14 protein-coding genes are annotated in these 23,284 nt (G+C 66.9%); 8 read left to right on the forward strand and 6 right to left on the reverse strand.

Features of this window, described 5'->3' with window-relative positions; all coding sequences use genetic code 11:
- Positions 1-95 precede the first annotated feature (95 nt).
- Positions 96-317, forward strand: coding sequence for a hypothetical protein (locus ACOQPQ_RS03445; RefSeq protein ID WP_420638050.1), 222 nt, complete (start codon positions 96-98; stop codon positions 315-317).
- Positions 318-580: 263 nt separating this feature from the next.
- Here ACOQPQ_RS03445 and ACOQPQ_RS03450 read toward each other — a convergent pair whose 3' ends face one another.
- Together ACOQPQ_RS03450 and ACOQPQ_RS03455 are read right to left on the reverse strand one after the other, a co-directional pair.
- Positions 581-3,757: a type ISP restriction/modification enzyme gene (locus ACOQPQ_RS03450; protein ID WP_420638051.1), complete on the reverse strand. Its 3,177-nt coding sequence runs from the start codon at positions 3,755-3,757 to the stop codon at positions 581-583.
- A 538-nt stretch (positions 3,758-4,295) separates the two neighbouring features.
- Positions 4,296-4,832: an alpha-ketoglutarate-dependent dioxygenase AlkB gene (locus ACOQPQ_RS03455; protein ID WP_420638052.1), complete on the reverse strand. Its 537-nt coding sequence runs from the start codon at positions 4,830-4,832 to the stop codon at positions 4,296-4,298.
- A gap of 494 nt (positions 4,833-5,326) precedes the next feature.
- On the opposite strand from ACOQPQ_RS03455, the gene ACOQPQ_RS03460 reads away from it, so the two are divergent.
- Entirely contained in the window at positions 5,327-6,571 is a 1,245-nt protein-coding gene (locus ACOQPQ_RS03460) for a DUF222 domain-containing protein (protein WP_420638053.1), read from the forward strand.
- Positions 6,572-6,764: 193 nt separating this feature from the next.
- Here ACOQPQ_RS03460 and ACOQPQ_RS03465 read toward each other — a convergent pair whose 3' ends face one another.
- From ACOQPQ_RS03465 to ACOQPQ_RS03475, 3 genes are all read right to left on the reverse strand, one after another.
- Complete coding sequence (locus tag ACOQPQ_RS03465; RefSeq protein ID WP_420638054.1) at positions 6,765-7,277, reverse strand: alpha-ketoglutarate-dependent dioxygenase AlkB; 513 nt, start codon at positions 7,275-7,277, stop codon at positions 6,765-6,767.
- A gap of 388 nt (positions 7,278-7,665) precedes the next feature.
- Positions 7,666-8,454, reverse strand: coding sequence for an alpha/beta fold hydrolase (locus tag ACOQPQ_RS03470; protein ID WP_420638055.1), 789 nt, complete (start codon positions 8,452-8,454; stop codon positions 7,666-7,668).
- A gap of 63 nt (positions 8,455-8,517) precedes the next feature.
- Entirely contained in the window at positions 8,518-10,614 is a 2,097-nt protein-coding gene (locus ACOQPQ_RS03475; protein WP_420638056.1) for a sodium-translocating pyrophosphatase, read from the reverse strand.
- 226 nt (positions 10,615-10,840) lie between these two features.
- Here ACOQPQ_RS03475 and ACOQPQ_RS03480 point away from each other — a divergent pair, with 226 nt between their 5' ends.
- The 4 genes from ACOQPQ_RS03480 (at position 10,841) to ACOQPQ_RS03495 (ending at position 15,717) form a co-directional block, all read left to right on the forward strand.
- Positions 10,841-11,446: a 5-formyltetrahydrofolate cyclo-ligase gene (locus ACOQPQ_RS03480; protein WP_420638057.1), complete on the forward strand. Its 606-nt coding sequence runs from the start codon at positions 10,841-10,843 to the stop codon at positions 11,444-11,446.
- A gap of 78 nt (positions 11,447-11,524) precedes the next feature.
- Positions 11,525-12,868, forward strand: coding sequence for a Trk system potassium transporter TrkA (trkA, locus tag ACOQPQ_RS03485; protein ID WP_420638058.1), 1,344 nt, complete (start codon positions 11,525-11,527; stop codon positions 12,866-12,868).
- A 7-nt stretch (positions 12,869-12,875) separates the two neighbouring features.
- Positions 12,876-14,180, forward strand: a complete 1,305-nt coding sequence (locus ACOQPQ_RS03490) for a TrkH family potassium uptake protein (protein ID WP_420638059.1) — start codon at positions 12,876-12,878, stop codon at positions 14,178-14,180.
- A gap of 7 nt (positions 14,181-14,187) precedes the next feature.
- Complete coding sequence (locus ACOQPQ_RS03495; protein ID WP_420638060.1) at positions 14,188-15,717, forward strand: TrkH family potassium uptake protein; 1,530 nt, start codon at positions 14,188-14,190, stop codon at positions 15,715-15,717.
- 47 nt (positions 15,718-15,764) lie between these two features.
- Here the strand turns inward: ACOQPQ_RS03495 and ACOQPQ_RS03500 are convergent, their stop codons facing one another.
- Complete coding sequence (locus tag ACOQPQ_RS03500) at positions 15,765-17,027, reverse strand: M18 family aminopeptidase (protein ID WP_420638061.1); 1,263 nt, start codon at positions 17,025-17,027, stop codon at positions 15,765-15,767.
- Between the two features lie 166 nt (positions 17,028-17,193).
- Between ACOQPQ_RS03500 and gltB the strand changes: the two genes are divergently transcribed.
- Together gltB and ACOQPQ_RS03510 are read left to right on the forward strand one after the other, a co-directional pair.
- Positions 17,194-21,813 carry a glutamate synthase large subunit gene (gltB, locus tag ACOQPQ_RS03505; RefSeq protein WP_420638062.1) on the forward strand — a complete coding sequence of 1,540 codons (4,620 nt, stop codon included), beginning with the start codon at positions 17,194-17,196 and terminating at the stop codon, positions 21,811-21,813.
- The gene (locus ACOQPQ_RS03510; RefSeq protein WP_420638063.1) at positions 21,806-23,266 is read left to right on the forward strand and encodes a glutamate synthase subunit beta; all 1,461 of its coding nucleotides are present in this window, start codon (positions 21,806-21,808) and stop codon (positions 23,264-23,266) included. The genes gltB and ACOQPQ_RS03510 overlap by 8 nt, the downstream gene beginning before the upstream one ends.
- Positions 23,267-23,284: the final 18 nt, after the last annotated feature.

The raw sequence follows: 23,284 nt of genomic DNA on the forward strand, positions 1-23,284 counted from the left end.
TCTGCTCCAGGGATACGTCGAGGTGTACGACACGCTGACCGTTCTCCGGGGCCGGGTCCCCGACGTCACAGAATCAACGCGTAGAGCCACATACGTTGGCCTACTACACCGCTTTCGACCTGGACGAGGGGTACCTCACCTTTGCCAACGGCAACGAGCCCGAGACGGGCCACGAGGTCCGCAACGTCGGAATCATGGTCTGGGCCCACGCCCTCCACCTGGAACTGTTCCTGTCCGACCTCCTCAAGCAGGTGCAATCCTACGCCACCCGTATCCCTGCCGATGCGTCGCCCAATCTCCCCAAATTTGCTGCCTAGAAACGGCAACCGACGCCGATCCTCAGTGGACGCCAGCGGCGTGGACCCTGCCAACATGCCAGCACAGCAGTCGGAACCGTGGCCCCATGCAGTATCCGAGGCCTTCAATACGACCGCGCCGACACAGAGAGCAGGGTTGTTCCTGCTCATAGAACGGATGCCGCCGCCACTGCGAGTCTGTCTCTCGGGCTCAGGCTGCCCGACCGGAAACACTGTGTGAGTTGCTGGCCATGGTTCCTGCCCAGGCGAACCCCAGGAAACATTCAGTCCAGCGGGTTAGCACTTGCCATTGCGAACGCTTTGTCCGCAACCGGGATGAGCAGGTTGATGGCCTGAATTCGGCGGACGAGTAGCATGACCGACTCGCGGTAGCCTTGATCGATGCTCGTGCCGACCCGATAGGAGAGCAGCTTGGAAAGGACTGCGTACCCTCCTAGCCGGAAATTCCACACGTCGTCCGGGACATTCCGCCATCCTCCGATGTCACTCCACAGCACGGCGGTTCCAGATCGTTGACCACCCGTCCGCCCGGAGGAACCCTTTGTGAGCGTTGCGGAACCAGAGGGAACGTCAGGCGTGCCGATCCCCCGCAACTCCTGATCGATTGAACCGATCGTCACGCCCTCTACATCGATGTCCGGGTCGACCAGATCTGCGTAGCGGCGTCCAACGTTGGCGGCTTGTTCGAGTCCGGCTGGATCGGAGGGCAACGGCACATACGGGAAGTCTCCGGAGTCCATCTCTTGTGAGGCAAGCCATTTCGCCGAGAGACAAACTCCGGCGATCGCGTAGAAGAGCCGTTCGGCGACTTCTTCGTCGCTACCGGGCGAGCCAGCGGCTCTGGCTGCCGCGATCCACATCGGATCGATTGCCGGCGTTCTTCCGGAGACGGAAGTGCCGCCAGCCGCTGCCAGCACGTCGGGGCGCCACAGGGGGAAGACACGGGCATCGGGATCGAACGCGTGATAGCTGGGGACCTGGCTCGCAACCACTGGCCGTGCCGCGCCTTGCCTCCGACGGGTCTGCCCGACAACCAGGGCACGCTGACCGTCGACGTTCCAGAAGGGCAGCATCTGTTTTCTGGGCTCAGTGAGGAACTTATGCTCGGTCTCCCAGTACAACCAGCGGACATCCATCGGCCGGAAAAGGAACTGCTTCAATTGGTCGGCATTGAATCCAACTCCTCTTCCGAGTAGTTTTCGTCGAACCTCGGGAGGGTCATAACGCGCTTGCCTCTGTGCGAAATCTGGGTAGCGCGCGGCGAGGTCATCAAAGGCGATCGAGGGATCGAAGTAGTCCTTAATCCGCTGCTCTAAGCAGGCTCGGTCTTGGTCGGTCGCAACATTCCCACGTCCCGGCTGGACACCGGAAAAGAAAGACAGCCCGGCGTCATTCACTAGGAAGTACTCATCGAGGCAGGGGAACTCGCTCCCAACTCCTGAGCTGAACCGCCACTTGCAACCTAGAGTAGGTGTGACGACGGTCGAACCCCCAAAAGGTTTGTCGTGGCGCGCTGCCAGATCGGAGCGCTTCTGGTCGGCAGCTCCGCGGAGGTCTTGTACATGAACCTGTGCAGGAGTAGTTGTTCCATCGATTCTGGTTGCCGTGACGATGGCCGTGCCTACCTGGATTCCCGGGGCGCTTTCGGTGGTGAAGATTGACTGATCTTCCGGGTGTGATCGATCGTGTACATCTCCATGCAGGTCCACTACTTGTACCATGTCGAATGTGGACAACACTGTGCGACGCATCTCAGGGTAGGAACGTCCAGTAAGCCATTGACTATTGGTGATGAACGAAACCACCCCTCGTTCAGTCTTCACTATGCGTCCAATTGCAGCAGCCCAGAACCGGGCATACAGATCATTAAGACGGTGTTTCCGGATCCCCCAATTGGAGTACAGTGGGTCGACCCAAGGCCGAATCAGCTCCTTCTCTTCATCGCTTTCTGCAGACGAGTAGCCTTCATAGGGAGGGTTGCCAAGGATAACGATCACTGGCTCCTGCTGTTTGACTTGTCGGGCCTCTTCGAGTTCATCATCAAAGTCTGGAAACAGTGTGGTGGTCGAGATATTCTGGGTAGGATCCCAACCAGTCAGGCTGTTGGTGAGGTATACCCGAAGCCGTTCCCCTTCTTCTACTGGTGCTCCCAGATTGGCAAGCGTCTGCGACAGGGCATAGTGGCCGATGATAAACGCTGCCGGGAGGATCTCGAATCCAATGATGCGTTTCAACGCTGCATCCTTGGCGCGGGCAGCCGCCACCGACTCTGCCTCGCCGTTTTCAACGTGGTGCTGGTAGATGAAGCGGTACACGGCTTTCAGGTAGGTGCCCGTTCCCACCGCGGGGTCAAGGACGACCACGTTTTCGTCAGCCAGCCCGCTCGCTATCCCTAGTTCATGGCGAAGTTGATAGTCACACGCAGCGACCTGGAACTCTGCGACTTCCCTCGGTGTGTACCAGACGCCCAGGCGATCGCGGAGGAGGGGGTCAAACTCCGCTAGGAAGGGCTCGTAGAAGTATTCGATCGCGCCCACCGCAAGTGCTTCGTTGAAGCGATCCCGATCGACACGGCGTAGAACACCTGCGATCGCGGCCAGTCGTGGGAAGAGGTCGCACCGGCGGATGAGTTGAGGACTGAGACTTGCATGGAGGACGTCAGCGAATAGCGGTACCTCAACTCGATACGCCGCCGACTGCCAGTCAAACGTTGTCGGGTCGTCCTCGCTTACGACCCATCCGGCGAAGAGGCCGTAGACGAGTGTTTGGACAACCGCAGGAACAAAGAACTCGTCGTCGAGTTCGGTGCCCAGACCGGATTCGAAGAGGTCCCAGATCGGTCGCAAGAGATCCTTCGCGTCGCCAACATCGAGGATCTGGTCGCGCATCGCCACTGCATGCTCTGCAAGGTGGTGAGCGACTTGCTTTGGTTGCACTAGGGTGGCCCTTAGCGCGGTACTATACTTCAATAGAGCTGCCAGGTCATCGTCGGTTGCCGTTGGTGCTACCGACGGATCTGTCAGATCAGCTTCATCGATAAGGGAACATTCCGACAGCACATCTCGTGAGCCTGTCGAGTCGAACTCAGCCAGGGCGAAAGTGTGGAGGTTTGTGACCATCACTCGTCCGCCTCCAAAACGCATCGCATAGGCCCTAGTCTTGGGCTCGTCCAAGATGTCCTGGATTGACCATTTCGGCGGCTTGGCCTCAACGGGCAGCACAAGGACGTTCGTTGGGGCCTCGATCACTACAAGGTCGGGAAAGGACCTGCTCACACTTGCTGGGTCGGTCTCGGCTCGTACTCGGGGGCTCGTCATCCCTCCAAGTCCCCTCAGCAATTGCTTCAACGCGGGGTAGTGGGACCGCTCCTTGGTGCCTACACCTGAGGCCAATGTTGCCCGCACTTCTCGCAGGTAGGTATCGATGATCGTTGTACTCATGCCAACCTCCTTCCAGCCACCGGGTACGAACCAAGAGGCGGAACCGCATCGCTCGACTGCGGGCGGACGGTGGCAGCAATTTCGGCCCTCCGGCGCATGGAGGAGTAGCAGGGGGGTGTCCCGGAATAGTTCATACAATTCAGCGTCTTACCGTGCCGACGCTTCAGCACAGCCGATGAACCCGAGTTGCTCGTCCGGTCAATGGTCCTCCCGAAGGATATCAGTCTGAACTTCCCACCCCAGTCGTGGCCACGTTGTCCGCCGGGTCTGGGGGTGTGGGCTTGTTCGTATCCTATGGGTTGGACCATGCCGATGGCCGAGTAGAAGCGGCGATCCAGGCGATTGTCAACGGTCTTTGGGTATCGCGCGATGGCGGACAGTGGGACCGCGCGGTGGTGGCCGTTGTTGCCGCGCGGTGGGGGTTGGTGCAGGAGTGTGACCTCCATTCCGGAGGTGGCTTGGGTTAGGCGGCTTATGTCGCCGGTGGTGACGATGAGGTGATGGTGGTGTAGGAGTCTGTTGACAGTGGTGTTGGCGCTCATGATCCGGCGGATGGTTGTTGGGGTGGTGTCGTCGGCGGGGGGTCGTGGCGGAAGGTGATGCTGAGGCGGGGGCCGGTGGGTGTGGAGAGCTTCGGTACCGAATGTTCGAAGCAGTGTTGGCAGGTGCCGCCCATGACCAGAAGGTCACCGGAGCCGAGCACGAATCGCCTGGACTTGCCCCCACCCACAGGGCGGAGCAAGAAGGGACGGGCTGCGCCCAGTGAGACGACAGCTATGGCCGGTTGCCTGAACGTCCGACCCACCCTGTCGGCATGCCAGGCCACGCTGTCGCGTTCATGGCGGTAGAGGTTGATGCCGACCCGGGGGAACGCCTGCCGGTAGTACGTCTCCAGTATCCCGGCCATGTCGTTGACCACGGGAACGAGCGAACCGAGCACGTCGGCGTCGAGGTGGTTGGACAGCCGGGGAACCTCCACCGTCTTGTCGTACATGGGGCGCCGCTCTGCGAACAGCGGGACTCTCGCCACCAGGGTGTCCAACAGGGTGTCGCCCCCTCGTATGAACTCGGTCATTGTGTCCACCCACGCATCGTTGCCGAGGGCCACACGAGTGACGGCAAGCTCGAGCGCAACCGGCTCCTGCAAACTCCACAAGGCAGGCTGGACGGTGGTACCGCAGGAAGGCAAGGGCGGAGAAGCTACTGACATGGGCCGCACACTCTACGGGCACCGGGTGACAACATTGCCGGATTGCCGAGCTAGGCCCGGCGAACGGGATGGCTCACCGTCTCTCACCTCCGCAAGCGGGTCAGTGCTCTCGGCAGTGTCATTGCCCCGCAGGGGGCGTCGAGGATGGTGATGGAAGCATCATCTTTGGGGATTTCTGGGACAAATTGTCGATAATTCAGGAGAATTCAGGGGAATTGAGGGAAGTTCGGGGGGATGTTGTCACTGGGGTTAGTATACTTTCATGTATGGAGTTTGGGTCTTCTGCCGAGACAACTTTCGAGCCATCTAGCGGGATAACTGCCGCCGGGGGGTGCTGTACGTGTGGTGGTGGCGGGCCGGTGATTGCTGGTTTTGAGTTGGTGGATTATTCGAGATTGGGTACGTCGGATTTGATGAAGGTGGCGTTGCAGGGTGATGTGGCCCGCCGTCAGTTGGACGGGTACCTGGCGGGGGTGTTGGGCCGGTTCGGCGACCTCGAGGGTGATGATGCCATGTTCGCGGTGTGCAAGCAGTTCGGGATCAAGGCCCACAAGGCCAACCGTCAAGCCAAGGTGGCCTCGGGGTTGCGGGCGTTGCCCGATGTGTTGGGGGCGGTCAAGGACGGGTACATCTCCATGGACCACGCCGAGATGATCTCCGCCTCCCACGCCCGAGCACCGTTGGCCGAAGGTGAACACGTTGAGTTGATCATGGAGGCCATGCGCCAGGATTGTGACCAGTTCAAGAAGACCCTGGCCACCCGCGAGGACCAACGAGCCTCGGTCGACGGGTTGTCCCGCACCGAACGCCAACGGGCCCGCCGTACGGCCAGTGTGTTCGACGGGGACGACGACATGGTCATCCTCCACGCCGAACTCGACGCCATCGCAGGCCAACGAGTCAAGACCGCCATGGCCGCCATGAACACCCGCCTCCTCTACCACGACACCAAGGCCGGCCACGAACGCACCTACCACCAACGCAACGCCGACGCCTTGGTGGCTCTGATGACCCAACAACCCGCAGGCCAGGCCGGCGGGAAGGGTATGGCGGCCAACGGCCTGTCCCTACCGCCCCCAGCCGACGAGCCAGATCCCGTGGGCGGAGCCGATTGCGGACCGGCGCCGCAGAAGACGACCTTGGTGGTCACCGCCGAATGGGACCCGATCTACGGGGTGCTCCAAGACGCCGAGCTGATCGACGGGACACCCATCGAAATCGAAGAACTGCGCCGTCTGGCTTGTGACGCCGACATCATCCCGGCCATCTTCGGAGCCGACGGCCAACCCCTCTACCTCGGCCGCACCCAGCGGGCTCCCAACCAAGCCCAACGGATGGCCCTGTTCGCCCGAGACCAGGGCTGCGTCGACTGCGGGCTGGCTGCTCAGGCCTGCGAGGTCCACCACATCCTCCCGTGGGAACAAGGCGGACCCACCAACATCGACAACCTCGTCCTGCTCTGCCCCAAATGCCACCGCCGAGCCCACCAAGACGACCACCAACACGCCTACCACAAACGACGCCGCCACAAGCCGAGACCCCCAGCCACCCACCACCAACCCCCCGACCCGGCCAGGCCACCCGACACCGTCCCACGCTCCTGACCCAAGACGAGCCGCCCAAGGCTCCGCCTCCCCTTAGCCCATTTCGGGGCATCCGAAGCGGTACTTGCCCCCCGTTTGGGCATGGACGGTGGTACTGAGGAACGGCCTGGCGGCGGTTCCTTGGCCAGCCATCTCTTGGGGGAGCGGTCTGTACGCCGTGGGGAGAGGTAGAAGGGGATGGGTGTCGGGGCTTTCAGGCATCCTTCGGCGGGGGGTCGTGGCGGAAGGTGATGCTGAGGCGGGGGCCGGTGGGGCGGGAGAGCTTCGGGACCGAGTGTTCGAAGCAGTGTTGGCAGGTGCCGCCCATGACCAGAAGGTCACCGGAGCCGAGCACGAATCGCCTGGACTTGCCCCCACCCACAGGGCGGAGCAAGAAGGGACGGGCTGCGCCCAGTGAGACGACAGCTATGGCCGGTTGCCTGAACGTCCGACCCACCCTGTCGGCATGCCAGGCCACGCTGTCGCGTTCATGGCGGTAGAGGTTGATGCCGACCCGGGGGAACGCCTGCCGGTAGTACGTCTCCAGTATCCCGGCCATGTCGTTGACCACGGGAACGAGCGAACCGAGCACGTCGGCGTCGAGGTGGTTGGACAGCCGGGGAACCTCCACCGTCTTGTCGTACATGGGGCGCCGCTCTGCGAACAGCGGGACTCTCGCCACCAGGGTGTCCAACAGGGTGTCGCCCCCTCGTATGAACTCGGTCATTGTGTCCACCCACGCATCGTTGCCGAGGGCCACACGAGTGACGGCAAGCTCGAGCGCAACCGGCTCCTGCAAACTCCACAAGGCAGGCTGGACGGTGGTACCGCAGGAAGGCAAGGGCGGAGAAGCTACTGACATGGGCCGCACACTCTACGGGCACCGGGTGACAACATTGCCGGATTGCCGAGCTAGGCCCGGCGAACGGGATGCCTCACCGTCTCTCACCTCCGCAAGCGGGTCAGTGCTCTCGGCAGTGACATTGCCTTTTTGGGGGCTCTACACGTCGTAGCTGGGAGAAGCCCCGGTGGACACTGAGGGGTTGTTCAGTGGCAGCCCAGGGGATGTTCAGGAGATGGGCAGTGGCAGCTCAGCCACTTCTCTCGCTCCTCCCTCACTCTTCAGCGAGGAACTCCAGCATGGCCGGGTAGGCGGCGGGGTCTTGGATCATGAAGACGTGGCCGCCGTCGAAGACTTCCAGGCGGGCGTTGGGGATGCGGTCGCACAGGAGTTCGCTGTTGCGCAGGGGGGCGATGCCGTCGTGCGCCCCGGCGCACACCAGGGTGGGGACGTCGATCTCGCCCAGCCGATCCACCACGTCGTGACCCCGGCGGGCTTCCAGTTGGCCCACCGCACCCGGCGTCTCCTGGGGTAGGGCCGGGCCGTCGGGGCGTATCGCCGTGACAAACGTCTCGATGCCGGGAGGCAGCGGCCCACCCCGCTCGTAGCGGGTGTCCATGATCTCCAGGGTGGTCTCCGCCCGCTCGGCCGGATCGAGATCGGCCAGGGTGTGCAGGGGCCACGAGCTGTACTCGGGGCCGCCCGGCGAGGTGCAGTTGAGCACCAGCTTGCTGATGCGTCCGGGATGGCGCACGGCCAGGTTCATGCCGACCATGCCGCCGAAGCTGGTACCCACCACCGGCACCCGCTCCCATCCCAGAAAGTCCAACAGGGCCGCCGCGTCGTCGGCGTAGTCGGCCATGGTCCACGGCAGGGGAGGCGTGGAGGTCTGCCCCAGGCCCCGTTGGTCGTAGTGGGCCACACAGAACGCCGCATTGAGCGGGTTCTGGTCGGGAGCGGTCAGGCGCAGGTCGCCCCCGCTGCCGCTGATGTTGAGGAGCGGTGGCCCCGAGCCGTGCAACTCGAAGTAGAGGTTGAGATCCCGGACCTTGGCTCGCGGCATCCCTCAAGCGTATTGCTGCGACACACCACGAGCCACGAGGCCCCTGCCTGCCCCCGTCCGGGCTCAGACGAACGCCGAGGCGAACACCAACGACACGATGGTCATGACCTTGATGAGGATGTTCATGGACGGCCCCGAGGTGTCCTTGAAGGGATCACCCACGGTGTCGCCCACCACGGCGGCCTTGTGGGGCTCGGAGCCCTTGCCCCCGTGGGCGCCGGCCTCGATGTACTTCTTGGCGTTGTCCCACGCCCCGCCCGCGTTGGCCATGAAGATGGCCAGGGCGAAACCGGTCACCAGGGCACCGGCCAGAAAGCCGCCCAGGGTGTCCACGTCGATGAACCCGATCACGAGCGGTACCACCACGGCCAGGGCGCCGGGGGCCAGCATCTCCCGCAGGGAGGCCTTGGTGGAGATGGCCACACACCGGGCCGAGTCGGGCGACACCCCTTCGGCTCCGTCGCGCAGGCCGGGAATCTCCCGGAACTGACGGCGGACCTCCTCGATCATCTTGTTGGCCGCCCGACCCACCGCGTCGATGGTGAGGGCCGCGAACAGAAACGGCAGCATGGCTCCCAGGAATAGGCCGATGAACACGTCCACCTTGCCGACGTCCAAGGAGAGTATGAAGTCGGGATCCTCCAGTTTCAGGGCCACCTCGAACGTCTTGAACAAGGCCAGAGCGGTGAGGGCGGCCGAGCCCACCGCGAACCCCTTGGCGATGGCTGCGGTGGTGTTGCCCAGCGAGTCGAGGGCGTCGGTCACCTCCCGCACCTTGGGGTCGAGTTCGGACATTTCGGCGATGCCGCCCGCGTTGTCGGCGATGGGGCCGTAGGCGTCCACCGACACCACCACGCCGGTGGTGGCCAGCATCCCGATGGCGGCCACCGCGATCCCGTAGATGCCCGATGCGGTGGAGTCGCCCAGCGTCTGCTGGCCGCCCCAGTAGGCCACCAGCACGCCGGCGCCGATGAGCACCACCGACGCCGCCACCGACACCATGCCCGCGCTGATGCCCGACAGCACCGTGGTGGCCGGGCCGGTCTCGGACTGCTTGGCGATTTTGCGTACCGGGGAGTAGTGGTCGCTGGTCCAGATCTCGGCCACCTTGCCGATGGCCCAGCCCACGGCCAGGCCGCCGATCACCGAGACGGGCAGCCCCCACCAGCCTTCGAAGTCGTCGCCGGTGAAGAACCACAAGCCGATCAGGACGGTGCCCACCACGGTCAGGGCCATGGCCACGTTGGTGCCCATGTGGAGCTGACGGGACAGGCTCTTCACGTCGGCGCTGGCGCTGCCCCGCACCGCGAACGAGCCCACGATGGCGGCCAGCATCCCCACGAAGGCCACGGCCAGAGGGAACATGAGTTGGGCCAGCCCGATGTCGCTGCCGGTGGCCTCGGTGCCGAGCACCGCGAACGAGAACGCGGTCAGCGCGATGGGGGCGATGATCGATCCGCTGTAGCTCTCGAACAGGTCGGCCCCCATGCCGGCCACGTCGCCCACGTTGTCGCCCACGTTGTCGGCGATGGTGGCGGGATTGCGGGGATCGTCCTCGGGGATGCCCGCTTCCACCTTGCCCACCAGGTCGGCCCCCACGTCGGCGGCCTTGGTGTAAATGCCGCCGCCCACGCGGGAGAACAGGGCGATGGAGCTGGCCCCCAGGCCGAACGCGGTGAAGATCTCGAACGGATCGTCCACCGAGAGCCACTCCACGAACAGCAGGTAGGTGAAGGCCAAACCCAAGAGGCTCAATCCGGCCACGGAGAAGCCCATGACCGCGCCGCCCCGGAAGGCCAACGGCAGCGCCCGGGCCGGGCCCTCGGTGGCCGCTTGGGTGGTGCGGGCGTTGGCCATGGTGGCCACCGTCATGCCCACGTACCCGGCGCCGGCCGACAGGACCGCGCCCAGGATGTAGCTGATGAAGGTGAGCTCCACCCCGGTGAGCAGGGGGATGAGTACGGCCATGATGATCACGAACCCGGTGACCCAGGTGTACTCCTGCTTGAGGAACGCTCGGGCCCCCGACTGGATCTCGGTCATGAGATGGACCATGCGGTCGTTGCCCGGCGGGGCGGCCTTGACCAGCCTGAAGAAGAAGAAGGCGAGTACGAGCGCAAGAATGGCGCTCAAACCGGCAAGATAAGGAACGGCGTCCACGTTGACCCCCTGTGTCTACGGTGAGTGGGACTCCCTCGCGCAACCACGGCACGCACAAGCGCTCGCAAGCGCCCACGAGTGCCCACAAACGCTCGCAAGCGCAGTCAGCGTGGGAATCCTCGGTGAAGTTATCCACCACGTGAGCGGCCTGCCAAGGTTGCCCGAGGTACCGGTACGCGCCGGTGACCGCCCGGATGCTCGACTTCCGGCCCGGTACCCTGGCGGGGTGGACAGCCTCCCCCGGATGCGGTCGCAAGCCCGGCAGGCCCGTCGATCCTTCCCCGATCCCACCGGTGCCGCGGAGGCCGTCTGCCGATCGGTGCTGTCAACCGGCTGGTTGGACGGTGCCCGGAGGGTGGCGGCCACCCTGGCCGACGACGGGGAACTCGACCCGGCGCCGGTGGTGGCCGCCTGTCGCGCTCGGGGCATCGGGGTGTACTTCCCGGTGATGCGGGATCCGGATCCCCTGCGGTTCGCCCCCGCCGACGCCGACACCCCCCTGGTGGCCAACCGCTTCGGGATTCTCGAGCCCGACGTGAACCCGGCCACGCTGGTGTCGGCGGTGGACCTGGACGTGGCGTTGGCCCCGCTGGTGGTGTTCGACGACATGGGCCACCGCGCGGGTCGGGGCCGGGGCTACTACGACCGGGCCCTGGCCCACCTGCTGGGCGGCCCCCGCCCGGCCCAACCCCTGGTGGTGGGGCTGGCCTACGAGCTGCAGCGGGTGGACGAGGTGCCCACCCACCCCGGCGACGTACCCATGGACGCGGTGGTCACCGAGCAACGGGTGCGGGTGTTCACGTCGGGGCTGGATGCGTCGCCTGGGTCGTGACCGGGGACGGCTCGAACGGCTGCCGGCGAACCGGGTGCAGGGCTCGCCACCGGGGAGAATTTCGGCAAGGATGAGACCGTGCGCATCGTGGTCGTGGGCGCCGGCGAGGTGGGGTTCTACGTCGCCCAGATTCTGAGCCAAGAAGGCAACACGGTGTCGGTGGTGGAGTTGGACGCCAAGAAGCTGCACAACGTGGCCGAGGAACTCGACGTGCTGGCCGTGGAGGGCAGCGGCACCCACCCCCACATCCTCCGCCAGGCGGGCATCAAGGGGGCCGACCTGCTGGTGGCGGTCACCGCCAGCGACGAGGTGAACCTGGTGGCCTGCCTCTTGGCCAAACAGCACGGGGTGGAGCGCACCATCGCCCGCATCCAGGCCCGCAACCTGCGGGAGAAGGACGCCCGGGAGCTGCGGGAGGCCATGAAGGCCGACACCATCATCGACCCCGACGAGGAGACCGCGCTGGAGATCATGGATCTCCTGTCTTATCCGGGGGCCACCGACGTGACCGTCATGGCCGACGGCGAGGTGGTGGTGGTGGGGGCCAAGCTCACCGACGACGCCCCGTGGGCCGATCAACGGCTGGCCGACATCGCCGAGGAGTACGAACCCGACTGGGACTTCCTGGTGGCGGTGCTCACCCGGGAGGGCGAAACCCGGATCCCCCGGGCCGACACCACCCTGGCGGCCGGCGATCTCTTGCGGGTGGTGTGCAAGCGGCGGGCCCGCCGCACCCTGCTGCCGCTGATGGGCCTGGCGCCGGGAACGCACCGCCGGGTCATGCTGCTGGGCGGGGGGCGCACCGCCGAGATCGTGGGACGGCGCCTGGCCGAGCGCCACGCCGAGGTGGTGCTCATAGAACGCAACCTGGAGCGGGCGGAGAAGCTGAGCGAGGACCTGGACGGGGTGCTGGTGATCCACGGCGACATCACCGACCCCGAACTGCTGGAGTCCGAGGACGTCGGCAACTTCGACGCGGTCATTGCCCTGACCGGCAAGGACGACGCCAACATCTTGGCCTGTCTGTACGCCAAGTCGATGGGGGCCAGCGAGACGATCGCCGCCATCCACAACCTGGCCCTGCGGACCCTGCTGCGGGAGGTGGGCATCGACGTGGCCCTGTCGCCCCGCACGGCCAGCGCCAACGGCGTGCTCCGCTACGTGCGGGGGGAGGTGGCCCAGGTGGCCACCTACCTGTCGGGAGACTTCGAGATCATCGAAGCGGAAATCAAAGAGGGCTCCCCGGCCGACGGGGTGGTGGTGAACGAGCTGGGTCTGCCCAAGGACGTGCTCATCGGCGCCTACGTGCGGGACGGCAAGCCGCAGATCGGCCGGGGACGCAGCCAGCTCCGCAGCCGCGACCACATCGTGGTCTTCGCCCGCCCCGACTCGGTGGACGAAGTGAAGCGCTTCTTCGGGTGAGCCGCCCATGAGCGACCCGTCACGGGTCCGCTTCCCCTGGCACCGCTCCGCGGTTCGAGTCCTGACGTCGGTGGTGGTTATCGCCGTCGCCCTGGTGCTGGTTTCCACCGTGGTCTACTGGGCCTCGGGGGAGGTGGAGCGCGTCGACGACGCCTTGTTCGAGTCGGTGGCCGGGTTCACCACCACGTCGCTGACGGTTCTGGACCCCGAGGCCCTGCCGGCATGGCTGCTGTGGTGGCGGGCGGTCACCCAGTGGGCCGGGGGTTTTGGCGCGCTCGTGTTCGCCCTGGTGGTGGTGCCCACCTTCGGGGGCCAGCGGCGGCTGAGCGAGGTGGCCGAAGGGCGGGGCCGACGGGCGGTGCTGTCCAGCGCCTGGTCGCACACCACCCGTCGGGTGGTGCTGGCCTACGGCGGCTTGACCCTGGTGGTGATGGCGGCCTACGCCCTGGCCGGCATGGGGGCCCGAGACGCCGCCACCTTCGGGCTGACCACCGCTTCCACCGGTGGGTTCTCCAACTACCGGGACTCATTCGCCCACTTCGACTCGGCCGCGGTGGAGTGGGTCGGGGCCGGGGCCATGGCCGTGGCCGGCATGTCGGTGGCGGTGTTGGTGTGGATCGTTCGCGGCCAGGCCCAAGCCCTGTGGCGGTCGACCGAACTGAAGCTCTACGCCGGGTTGATGTTGGGCGCCACAATGCTGGTGTCCGCCTGGACCTGGCAGGACACCGGCGGAGGGGTGGCCACCGTTCGCCAGTCGTTCTTCACGGTGGCCTCGGCCATGAGCACCACCGGCTTCCGGGTGACCGACTGGGGGCAGTGGGTGCAGGCCCCCCAGACCCTGCTGCTCATCCTCATCGGGGTGGGATCGATGGCGGGCTCGGCGGGCGGCGGGTTCCGCATGTTGCGGGTCATCCAGTTGCTGGGCATCGTGCGGCGAGAGCTGGTGATGCAGCTCCATCCCCAGGCGGTGGTGAAGGTGAAGGTGTCGGGCGCCGCGGTCTCGGAGTCGTCGCTCATCCGGGTCCAGACGTTTCAGATCCTGTGGGTGTTGGCCGCGGCCATCGGGGTGTTCGCCCTGGCGTCGTTGGGCAGCGACGTGCCCACCGCGGTGTCGGGGGCCATCTCGGCGCTGGCCACCGCCGGGCCCGGATTGGGCGACCTGTCCGGCTTCGCCGACGCCACCGTGTTGGCCGCCCCGGCCCGGGCGGTGACCATGGCGTTGATGTTGCTGGGCCGGCTGTCGATCTATCCGCTGGTGGTGGTGATCGGCTGGGGGGTGGGGGAGGCCCAGCGGATGAGATTGCGTCGATGAGGTTGAGATGAGGGCACGGATCCTGAAAGTCCGCCGGTGGAACGTGACCAGCCGGGTGGGGTTCGTGGTGGGCCTGGGGCTGTTGTTCCTGGTGCCGGGGATGTTGTTCGCCACCATGGTGGAATGGGGTTCGTCCACCTCCCACGACGAGGCCGCCCTGGGCTTGGGGGCGTTGGCAACGCTGGCGGCGGGGGCCCTCCTGGTGACGTTCACCCGCCTGGATGAGGAGATGCCGCCCGCGTCGGTGTTCGCCGCGGTGGCCTGGACCTGGATCGGCTCGTCGGTGGCCGGGGCGCTGCCGTTTTGGTTCTCCGGGGAGTTGGGCAGCTTCGACAACGCCCTGTTCGAGTCGGTGTCGGGCTATACCGCCACCGGGTCCACCGTGCTCCACCCCATCGAGGAGGCCGGCCGGGGGGTGCTCATGTGGCGCCAGGTGATCCAGTGGTACGGGGGCATGGGGATGGTTGTGTTGGCCGTGACCGTCCTTCCGTTCCTGGGGGTGGGCGGGCTCAGCCTCATCACCGCCGAGGCCCCCGGACCCACCTCCGATCGGCTGGCCCCTCGGGTGAGCTCCACCGCTAGGCGCCTGTGGGCGCTGTACGTGGGCTTCACCGTGGCGGTGGCCGTGGCCCTGTTGGCCACCGGGCTGAGCCTGTACGACGCGGTGGCCCACGCCTTCACCACCGCGAGCACCGGGGGGTTCTCGCCCTACGACAGCTCCATCGGCCATTTCGACAGCCAGGCAGTGGAGGCGGTGATCATCGTGGGGATGCTGGTGTGCGGGGCCAGCTTCACCCTGCACTGGCGAGCCGTGTCGGGCAACCCCCGGGCTTACGGACACTCGTCGGAGTTCCGGGTGTATCTGGTGGTCATCCTCGCCGCTGCCGCCCTCACGGCCCTGTTGAACTGGGGGCACGACGTGACCGACTTGGCCGCCGGGATCCGCAACGGCGTCTTCAACGCCACCACCTTGGGCACCAGCACCGGGTTCAGCAACGCTTCAGGGGCCAATCCGGGGGGCGACTTCGCCGCCTGGACGCCGGGGGCGCAGGCCCTGTTGTTGCCACTCATGGTGATGGGCGGCATGTCCGGCAGCACCGCCGGGGGCCTGAAGGTGCTGCGGGCCCAGGTGATGGCCAAGTACATGCGGGTGGGGCTCCTGCGGATCAAACACCCGAGGGTGGTGGCCCGGGTCAAGCTGGGGACAATGGCCTTGTCGGCCCCGGTGCTGCAGCGGGTGGCCGGTTTGGTGGCCCTGTACGCGTTCACCGCCTTCGTCGGCACCATGGTGTTGTCGATGCTGGGCCAAGACCTGGTCACCTCGTCGTCGGGGGCGATCAGCGCGATGAGCAACATGGGACCCGCGTTGGGTGAGGCCGGGCCGACGTCCAACTTCTTGGTGTTCACCCGGCCGGCCCGGGCGGTGCTGATGGCGCTCATGCTCATCGGCCGGCTGGAGTTCTTCGCCGTGTTCCTGGTGGTGGTGGCCGCCTACGAGCGAACCCGCCGGGTGGCCCGAGTCAAGCTGCGTCGCTGAGGAACTGGCCCAGGGCTCGGTGACGGCGTTGCCCAGGGTGGCTCGGATCAACCTGCGTCGCTGAGGAACTGGCCCAGGGCCCGGGCGAAGTCAATCGGATCCTGCACGCCGCACATCTCGCGAGCCGAGTGCATGGAGAGCTGGGCCACCCCGGCGTCCACCGTGCTCACCCCGATGCCCGCCGAGGCCATCGGACCGATGGTGCTGCCACACACCATGTCGCCTCGGTGGACGTACATTTGGTGGCTCACCCCGGCCCGCTCACAGGCGGCCACGAAGGCGGCTTCGGCCACCGCGTCGGTGGCGTAGCGCCGGGCGGCATTGCGCTTGATCACCGGCCCACCGTCGATGGCGACGGGATGGTCGGGCCGGTGGCGCTCGGGATAGTTGGGGTGGGTGGCGTGGGCCCCGTCGGCCGACACGCACCGCGATCGGGCCAACGCCGGGTGCAGGGCGCTCCGGCTACCGGCGATCCGCTCCAACACCGTGGGCAACAGGGTGGAGGCGGCCCCCTCGGCCGACACGCTGCCCACCTCCTCGTGATCGAACAGGCACAGCACCGAGCTTGCCGCGGTGTCGTCGGGGGCATCGATCAAGGCCCGCAGCCCGGCCCAGCACGACACCAGGTTGTCGATCCGGGGGGCGAAGAGGAACTCCCCGTCGAGGCCGGCCACCGTCGACGGGGTGAGGTCGTGGAGCATGGCGTCCCAGGCCACCACCTCGCCGGGGGCCAGCCCCGCGGCCTCGGCCACCACCTCGGCGAAGGCCCCGTCGGCCCGAGGCCCCAGCCCCCACACCGGGGTCAGGTGATGCTGGGGGTTGAGCTGGACACCCTTCTGGTTGACCTCTCGATCCAGATGGATGGCCAACTGGGGCACCCGCAGCACCGGTCGGTCGATGCGGAACAGCCGGGTCTGCGAACGGGTGGTCACCCGCCCGGCCACCCCCAGGTCGCGGTCCAGCCAACTGTTGAGCAGGACCCCGCCGTACACCTCCACCCCGAGTTGGCGGTATCCCGCCGCCCCGGTGTCGGGACGGGGCGTGATGCGCAGATTGGGGCTGTCGGTGTGGGCGCCGACGATGCGAAAGCCCCGCTCGCAGGATCGGTGGCGCCAGGCCACCAGCGACCCGCCTCGGCAGACGAAGCGGTCTCCGGTGGTGTCGGGCCAATGATCGGCCTCGTCCAAAGGGGTGAATCCGGCGTCCCGCAACCGAGCCGACACCTCGGCCACCACGTGGAACGGGGTGGGGGAGGCGTCGATGAACTCGATCAGCTCCTGAATGCCTGTGCTCTTCGTGTCTGGTGCCACTCCAGCCCCATTCTCAACAGGTGCAGTCACCCGGCGGTCGTGTCCTGTCGCCGCCCTCCGGCGGCAACAGACTTGGTAGGACTCCGGCGGCCAACAATAAAATTGGAACCCTGCCGCTGGCCAATGTCGTCTCGGCGCGCACCGCCAACCTGCCCAAAAGGACGAAATGAGCAACCGGCCGCAGATTCCCGATCTGCCCCGCACCCAAGGCCTCTACAGCCCCCACAACGAACACGACAGTTGCGGGGTGGGCTTCCTGGTGGACCTCAAGGGCCGGGCGCGCCACGAGATCGTCTCCGCGGGATTCGGGGCCCTCTGCAACCTGCAGCACCGGGGCGCGTTGGGGGCCGAGGCCAACACCGGCGACGGTGCGGGCCTGTTGATCCAGATACCCGACCGGTTCTACCGGGAGGTCTGCGAGATGGATCTGCCCCCGGTCGGCCAGTACGCCACCGGCATCGGCTTCCTGCCCGACCACCCCGACGCCGCCCACCAGGCCCGAGCGGCCATGGACGCCATCGCCCGCGACGAGGGGCTCACGCCCCTGGGGTGGCGGGCGGTGCCCACTCGTCCCGACGAACTGGGAGCGGGCGCGCTGGCCACCATGCCGTCGTTCTGGCAGCCCTTCTACACCGCCGACGGCCTGGATCCCGACGCCTTGATGCGACGGGCGTACATCGTGCGCACCCGGATCCGCAACGAGGTGACCTACGAGACCGACGACCAGGGCGACACCGGCGCGTTGGGGTCCAAGGCCCGCAAGCTGACCTACGGCTACTTCGCCAGCCTCTCCAACCGCACCATCGTCTACAAGGGCATGCTCACCACCCCCCAGCTCGGGGAGTTCTACCCCGACTTGAGCGACCAGCGGGTGACCAGCGCGCTGGCCATGATCCACTCCCGATTCTCCACCAACACCTTCCCGTCGTGGTCGCTGGCCCATCCCTACCGCTTCATCTCCCACAACGGCGAGATCAACACCGTGCAGGGAAACCGCAACTGGATGGCGACCCGGGAGGCGCTGTTGGCGTCGCCGCGGTTGCCCGGCAACCTGGAGCGGTTGTTCCCGATATGCGCCGAAGGGGTGAGCGACACCGCCAGCTTCGATCAGGTCCTGGAGCTGCTGTACATGGGCGGCTACTCGCTGCCCCACGCGGTGCTCATGATGATCCCCGAGCCGTGGGAGAACCACGAGGCCATGTCGCCCGAGCTTCGGGCCTTCTACCGCTACTACGCCTCGCTGATGGAGCCCTGGGACGGGCCGGCCGACATCGTGTTCAGCGACGGCACGCTGATCGGCGCGGTGCTGGACCGCAACGGCCTGCGGCCCTCCCGCTACTGGGTCACCGACGACGACTTGGTCATCATGGCCTCGGAGGTCGGGGTCATGGACGTGGACCCCGCATCGGTGGTGGAAAAGGGGCGCTTGCAGCCCGGACGCATGTTCCTGGTGGACACCGCCCAGGGCCGCATCGTGCGGGACGCGGAGATCAAGCAGGAGCTGGCCTCGGCCCACCCCTACGAGCAGTGGCTGGCCGACAACCAAGTCGACCTGGACGACCTGGCGGATCGCCCCCGTGCTGCTCTCGACGAACCCCCGCTGTTGGTCCGCCAGCAATTGTTCGGCTACACCCACGAGGAGCTGAAGCTGTTGGTGGCCCCGATGGCCCAACAGGGCAAAGAGGCCCTGGGCTCCATGGGCACCGACACCCCGGTGGCCGTGCTGTCGGACCGGTCCCGCCTGCTCTACGACTACTTCCAGCAACTGTTCGCCCAGGTGACCAACCCGCCCCTGGACGCCATCCGCGAGGAGATCATCACCGCCACCTGCGGCTGGCTCGGCCCCGAGGGCAACCTGTTGGACCCCCAGCCCCGGTCGTGTCGCCAGATCTTCACCTCCCACCCGGTGATCACCGACCAACAGTTGGCCAACCTGGTGGGGGTGGACGGACCGGGCGGCCACGACCACTGGCACACCGAAGTGGTGCCCTGCCTCTACGAGGTGGCCGACGGGGGACCGGGGCTGCGGCTGGCCGTGCAACGCATCCGGGAGCAGGTCAGCCGGGCCATTGCCTCGGGCAAGAACATCATCGTGCTGTCCGACCGGGGCGCGGGGCCCCAGTCGGCTCCCATCCCCTCGCTGTTGGCCACCGCCGCGGTCCACCACCACTTGATCCGGGAGAAGACCCGCACCCGGGTGGGCCTGGTGGTGGAATCCGGGGACGCCCGCGAGGTTCACCACATGTGCCTGCTCTTGGCGTACGGGGCCACCGCCGTCAACCCCTATCTGGCCTTCGAGTCCATCGACTGGATGATCGACGAGGGCCTGTGCGGCTTCTCCCCCGACAACGACAAGGCCACCGCCCACCGCAACTACATCACCGCCTGCGACAAGGGGGTGCTCAAGGTGATGTCCAAGATGGGCATCTCCACCGTGAAGTCGTACGTGGGCGCCCAGATCTTCGAAGCCATCGGCCTGGGTCATCCCATCGTGCAGGAGTGCTTCACCGGCACGGTCAGCCGGCTCGGGGGCATCGGCTTTCCCCAACTGGCCGAGGAGGTGCGGCTGCGCCATCGCATCGCCTACCCCGACAACCCCGATGAGCGGGCCCACCGGTCCCTGGACGGGGGAGGGGAGTACCAGTGGCGACGGGAGGGGGAGTACCACCTGTTCAACCCCGAAACGGTGTTCAAACTCCAGCACGCCACCCGCCAGGGCCGCTACGACATCTTCAAGGAGTACACCGCGAAAGTGGACGCCCAGTCGGAGCGGTTGGCCACTTTGCGGGGCCTGTTCCGCTTCCGAACCGGCCTGCGGGCCCCGGTGCCTCTCGAGGAGGTGGAGCCGGTGGCCGACATCGTGGCCCGCTTCTCCACCGGGGCCATGTCGTACGGCTCGATCTCGGCCGAGGCCCACGAGACGCTGGCCATCGCCATGAACCGCATCGGCGGCAAGTCCAACACCGGGGAAGGGGGCGAAGATCCCCGGCGCTACGTACCCGATCCGAACGGCGACATGCGCCGCTCGGCCATCAAGCAGGCCGCCTCGGGGCGGTTCGGGGTCACCAGCGAGTACCTGGTGAACAGCGACGACATCCAGATCAAGATGGCCCAGGGGGCCAAGCCGGGCGAGGGGGGCCAGTTGCCGGGCCACAAGGTCTGGCCGTGGATCGCCGAGGTCCGCTACTCCACCCCCGGCGTGGGGCTCATCTCCCCGCCGCCCCACCACGACATCTACTCCATCGAGGATCTGGCCCAGCTCATCCACGACCTCAAGAACGCCAACCCCACCGCCCGCATCCACGTGAAGCTGGTGTCGGAGCTGGGCGTGGGCACGGTGGCCGCCGGGGTGTCCAAGGCCCACGCCGACGTGGTGCTCATCTCCGGCCACGACGGGGGCACCGGGGCGTCGCCGTTGACCTCCATCAAACACGCCGGTACCCCCTGGGAGCTGGGCCTGGCCGAGACCCAGCAGACGTTGCTGTTGAACCGCTTGCGGGACCGGATCGTGGTCCAGACCGACGGGCAGCTCAAGACCGGGCGGGACGTGATGATCGCCGCCCTGTTGGGGGCCGAGGAGTTCGGGTTCGCCACCGCCCCGCTGGTGGTGATGGGGTGCGTGATGATGCGGGTCTGCCACCTGGACACCTGTCCGGTGGGGGTGGCCACCCAGGACCCCAAGTTGCGCCAGAAGTTCACCGGCCGGCCCGAGTTCGTCATCAACTTCATGGAGTACATCGCCGAAGAGGTACGGGAGCTGTTGGCCATGCTGGGCTTTCGCACCCTGGCCGAGGCAGTGGGCCAGGTGGAGAGCCTGGACGTGAGCGACGCCGTGGACCACTGGAAGGCGGCCGGACTCGACCTGTCGCCCATTCTGTACGCCCCCGAGATTCCCCCGGAGGCCGCCCGCCACTGCACCGAGGCCCAGGACCACGGGCTGGACCGAGCCCTCGACCAGCAGCTCATCGCCCTGGCCGAGCCCGCCCTGGAGGACGGGCACCCGGTGGAGATCGACCTGCTCATCGCCAACGTGAACCGCACCGTCGGCACCATGCTGGGCCACCACGTGACCACCAAGTGGGGCGCGGGCGGCCTGCCCGACGACACCATCCGCATCCACTTCACCGGTTCGGCGGGCAACAGCTTCGGGGCCTTCCTGCCCCGGGGGATCACCATGACCCTGGTGGGCGACGCCAACGACTACGTGGGCAAGGGCCTGTCGGGGGGGCGCATCATCGTGACCCCCGACCCTCGGGCCCCCTTCGCGGCCGAGCACAACGTGATCGCGGGCAACGTGATCGGCTACGGCGCCACCGGCGGGGAGCTGTACCTGCGGGGTCTGGTGGGGGAGCGGTTTTGCGTCCGCAACTCCGGGGCCACCGCGGTGGTGGAGGGGGTGGGCGACCACGGGTGCGAGTACATGACCGGCGGACGGGCGGTGGTGCTCGGCCCCACGGGCCGCAACTTCGGCGCGGGCATGTCCGGGGGAATCGCCTACGTGTACGACCCCGAGGGCGTGTTCCCGGCGAAGGTCAACCGGGAGATGGTCGACCTCGAACCGTTGGACGACACCGACCGGGAGTGGCTGGGGGGCTGTCTGAGCCGCCACATGGCCAACACCGGTTCGGAGGTGGCCGAGAGAATCCTGGCCCGCTGGGCCACCGAGGCCGACCGGTTCACCAAGGTGATGCCCAAGGACTACAAGCGGGTGTTGCAGGCACAGGCCGAGGCCGAGCGGACGGGGACCGACGCCGAAGCAGCCATCATGGCGGCCGCCCATGGGTGACATCCGGGGGTTCATCAAGCACGATCGCCAACTGCCCACCCGCCGGGCCGTGCCCGTGCGGATCAAGGACTGGAACGAGGTCTACGAGGACTTCGCCGCCGATTCGGTGCGCACCCAGGCGTCGCGCTGCATGGACTGCGGCATCCCGTTCTGCAACAACGGGTGCCCGCTGGGAAACCTGATCCCCGACTGGAACGACCTCGTCTACCGGGACCACTGGCGGGAGGCCATCGAGCGTCTCCACGCCACCAACAACTTCCCGGAGTTCACCGGTCGGCTCTGCCCGGCGCCCTGCGAGGCGGCCTGTGTGCTGGGCATCAACGACGACCCGGTCACCATCAAGCAGATCGAGGTGGAGATCGTGGATCGGGCCTGGGAGGAGGGCTGGATCACCCCGGTGGTTCCGGGGGACCGAACCGGCCGCACGGTGGCGGTGGTGGGCTCGGGCCCGGCGGGTTTGGCCGCCGCCCAGCAGCTCACCCGGGCGGGCCATGAGGTGGTGGTGTTCGAGCGGGCCGACCGCATCGGCGGCCTGCTGCGCTACGGCATTCCCGAGTTCAAGATGGAAAAGCGCCATCTCGACCGCCGCCTGGCCCAGATGGAGGCCGAGGGCACCGTGTTCCGGCCCGGCGTGAACGTGGGCGTCGACGTGAGCGCGGCCGACCTCACCGAACAGTACGACGCGGTGGTGTTGGCCGGGGGGGCCACCCAGTGGCGGGACCTGCCCATCCCCGGTCGTGAACTGGCCGGGATCCACCAGGCCATGGAGTACCTGCCCCCGGCCAACCGGGTGCAAGAGGGGGATCTGGAGGAGCATCCCTTCTCCGCCGCCGGTCGCAACGTGATCATCATCGGGGGCGGCGACACCGGGGCCGACTGTCTGGGCACCGCCCATCGCCACGGCGCCGCCTCCATCCACCAGTTCGAGATCCTGCCCCGGCCTCCCGAGGATCGCGACGACTCCACGCCGTGGCCGACGTGGCCGCTGATGTACCGGTCGTCGTCGGCCCACGAGGAGGGCGGGACGCAGGTCTACGCCATCAACACCGTGGAGTTCATCGGCTCGAACGGCCAGGTGGAGGCGTTGCGGACGGTGGACGTCCACCAGAGCTTCGAGGACGGGCGCATGCGCTTCGACCCCGTCGAGGGCAGCGAGCGGGAGTACCCGGCCGAGCTGGTGCTGTTGGCCATGGGCTTCACCGGTCCGGAGACCGGGGGCCTGCTCGACGACCTGGGGGTGGAGATCACCGACCGCGGCACCGTGGCCCGTGACCACAACTGGATGAGCACCGTGCCCGGTGTGTTCGTGGCCGGGGACATGGGTCGGGGCCAGAGCCTCATTGTGTGGGCCATCGCCGAGGGACGGGCCTGCGCCGCCGCCGTTGACGAGTACCTCACCGGCGACACCTTGCTGCCGGCGCCGCTGTTGCCCACCGCCCAGCAACTCCGGTAGACCAGCCGCTCCGGTAGT

Origin of the sequence: Candidatus Poriferisocius sp., assembly GCF_965219775.1 — a bacterium.
In the GTDB taxonomy this organism is placed as follows: domain Bacteria; phylum Actinomycetota; class Acidimicrobiia; order Acidimicrobiales; family Bin134; genus Poriferisocius.

Bases quoted from the DNA above. Each gene is read 5' to 3' on its own strand.
- ACOQPQ_RS03495 (WP_420638060.1), top strand. From the start codon at position 14,188: ATGAGGGCACGGATCCTGAAAGTCCGCCGGTGGAACGTGACCAGCCGG.
- ACOQPQ_RS03455 (WP_420638052.1), bottom strand. From the start codon at position 4,832: ATGACCGAGTTCATACGAGGGGGCGACACCCTGTTGGACACCCTGGTG.
- ACOQPQ_RS03510 (WP_420638063.1), top strand. From the start codon at position 21,806: ATGGGTGACATCCGGGGGTTCATCAAGCACGATCGCCAACTGCCCACC.
- ACOQPQ_RS03490 (WP_420638059.1), top strand. From the start codon at position 12,876: ATGAGCGACCCGTCACGGGTCCGCTTCCCCTGGCACCGCTCCGCGGTT.
- ACOQPQ_RS03465 (WP_420638054.1), bottom strand. From the start codon at position 7,277: ATGACCGAGTTCATACGAGGGGGCGACACCCTGTTGGACACCCTGGTG.
- gltB (WP_420638062.1), top strand. From the start codon at position 17,194: ATGAGCAACCGGCCGCAGATTCCCGATCTGCCCCGCACCCAAGGCCTC.
- ACOQPQ_RS03470 (WP_420638055.1), bottom strand. From the start codon at position 8,454: ATGCCGCGAGCCAAGGTCCGGGATCTCAACCTCTACTTCGAGTTGCAC.
- ACOQPQ_RS03450 (WP_420638051.1), bottom strand. From the start codon at position 3,757: ATGAGTACAACGATCATCGATACCTACCTGCGAGAAGTGCGGGCAACA.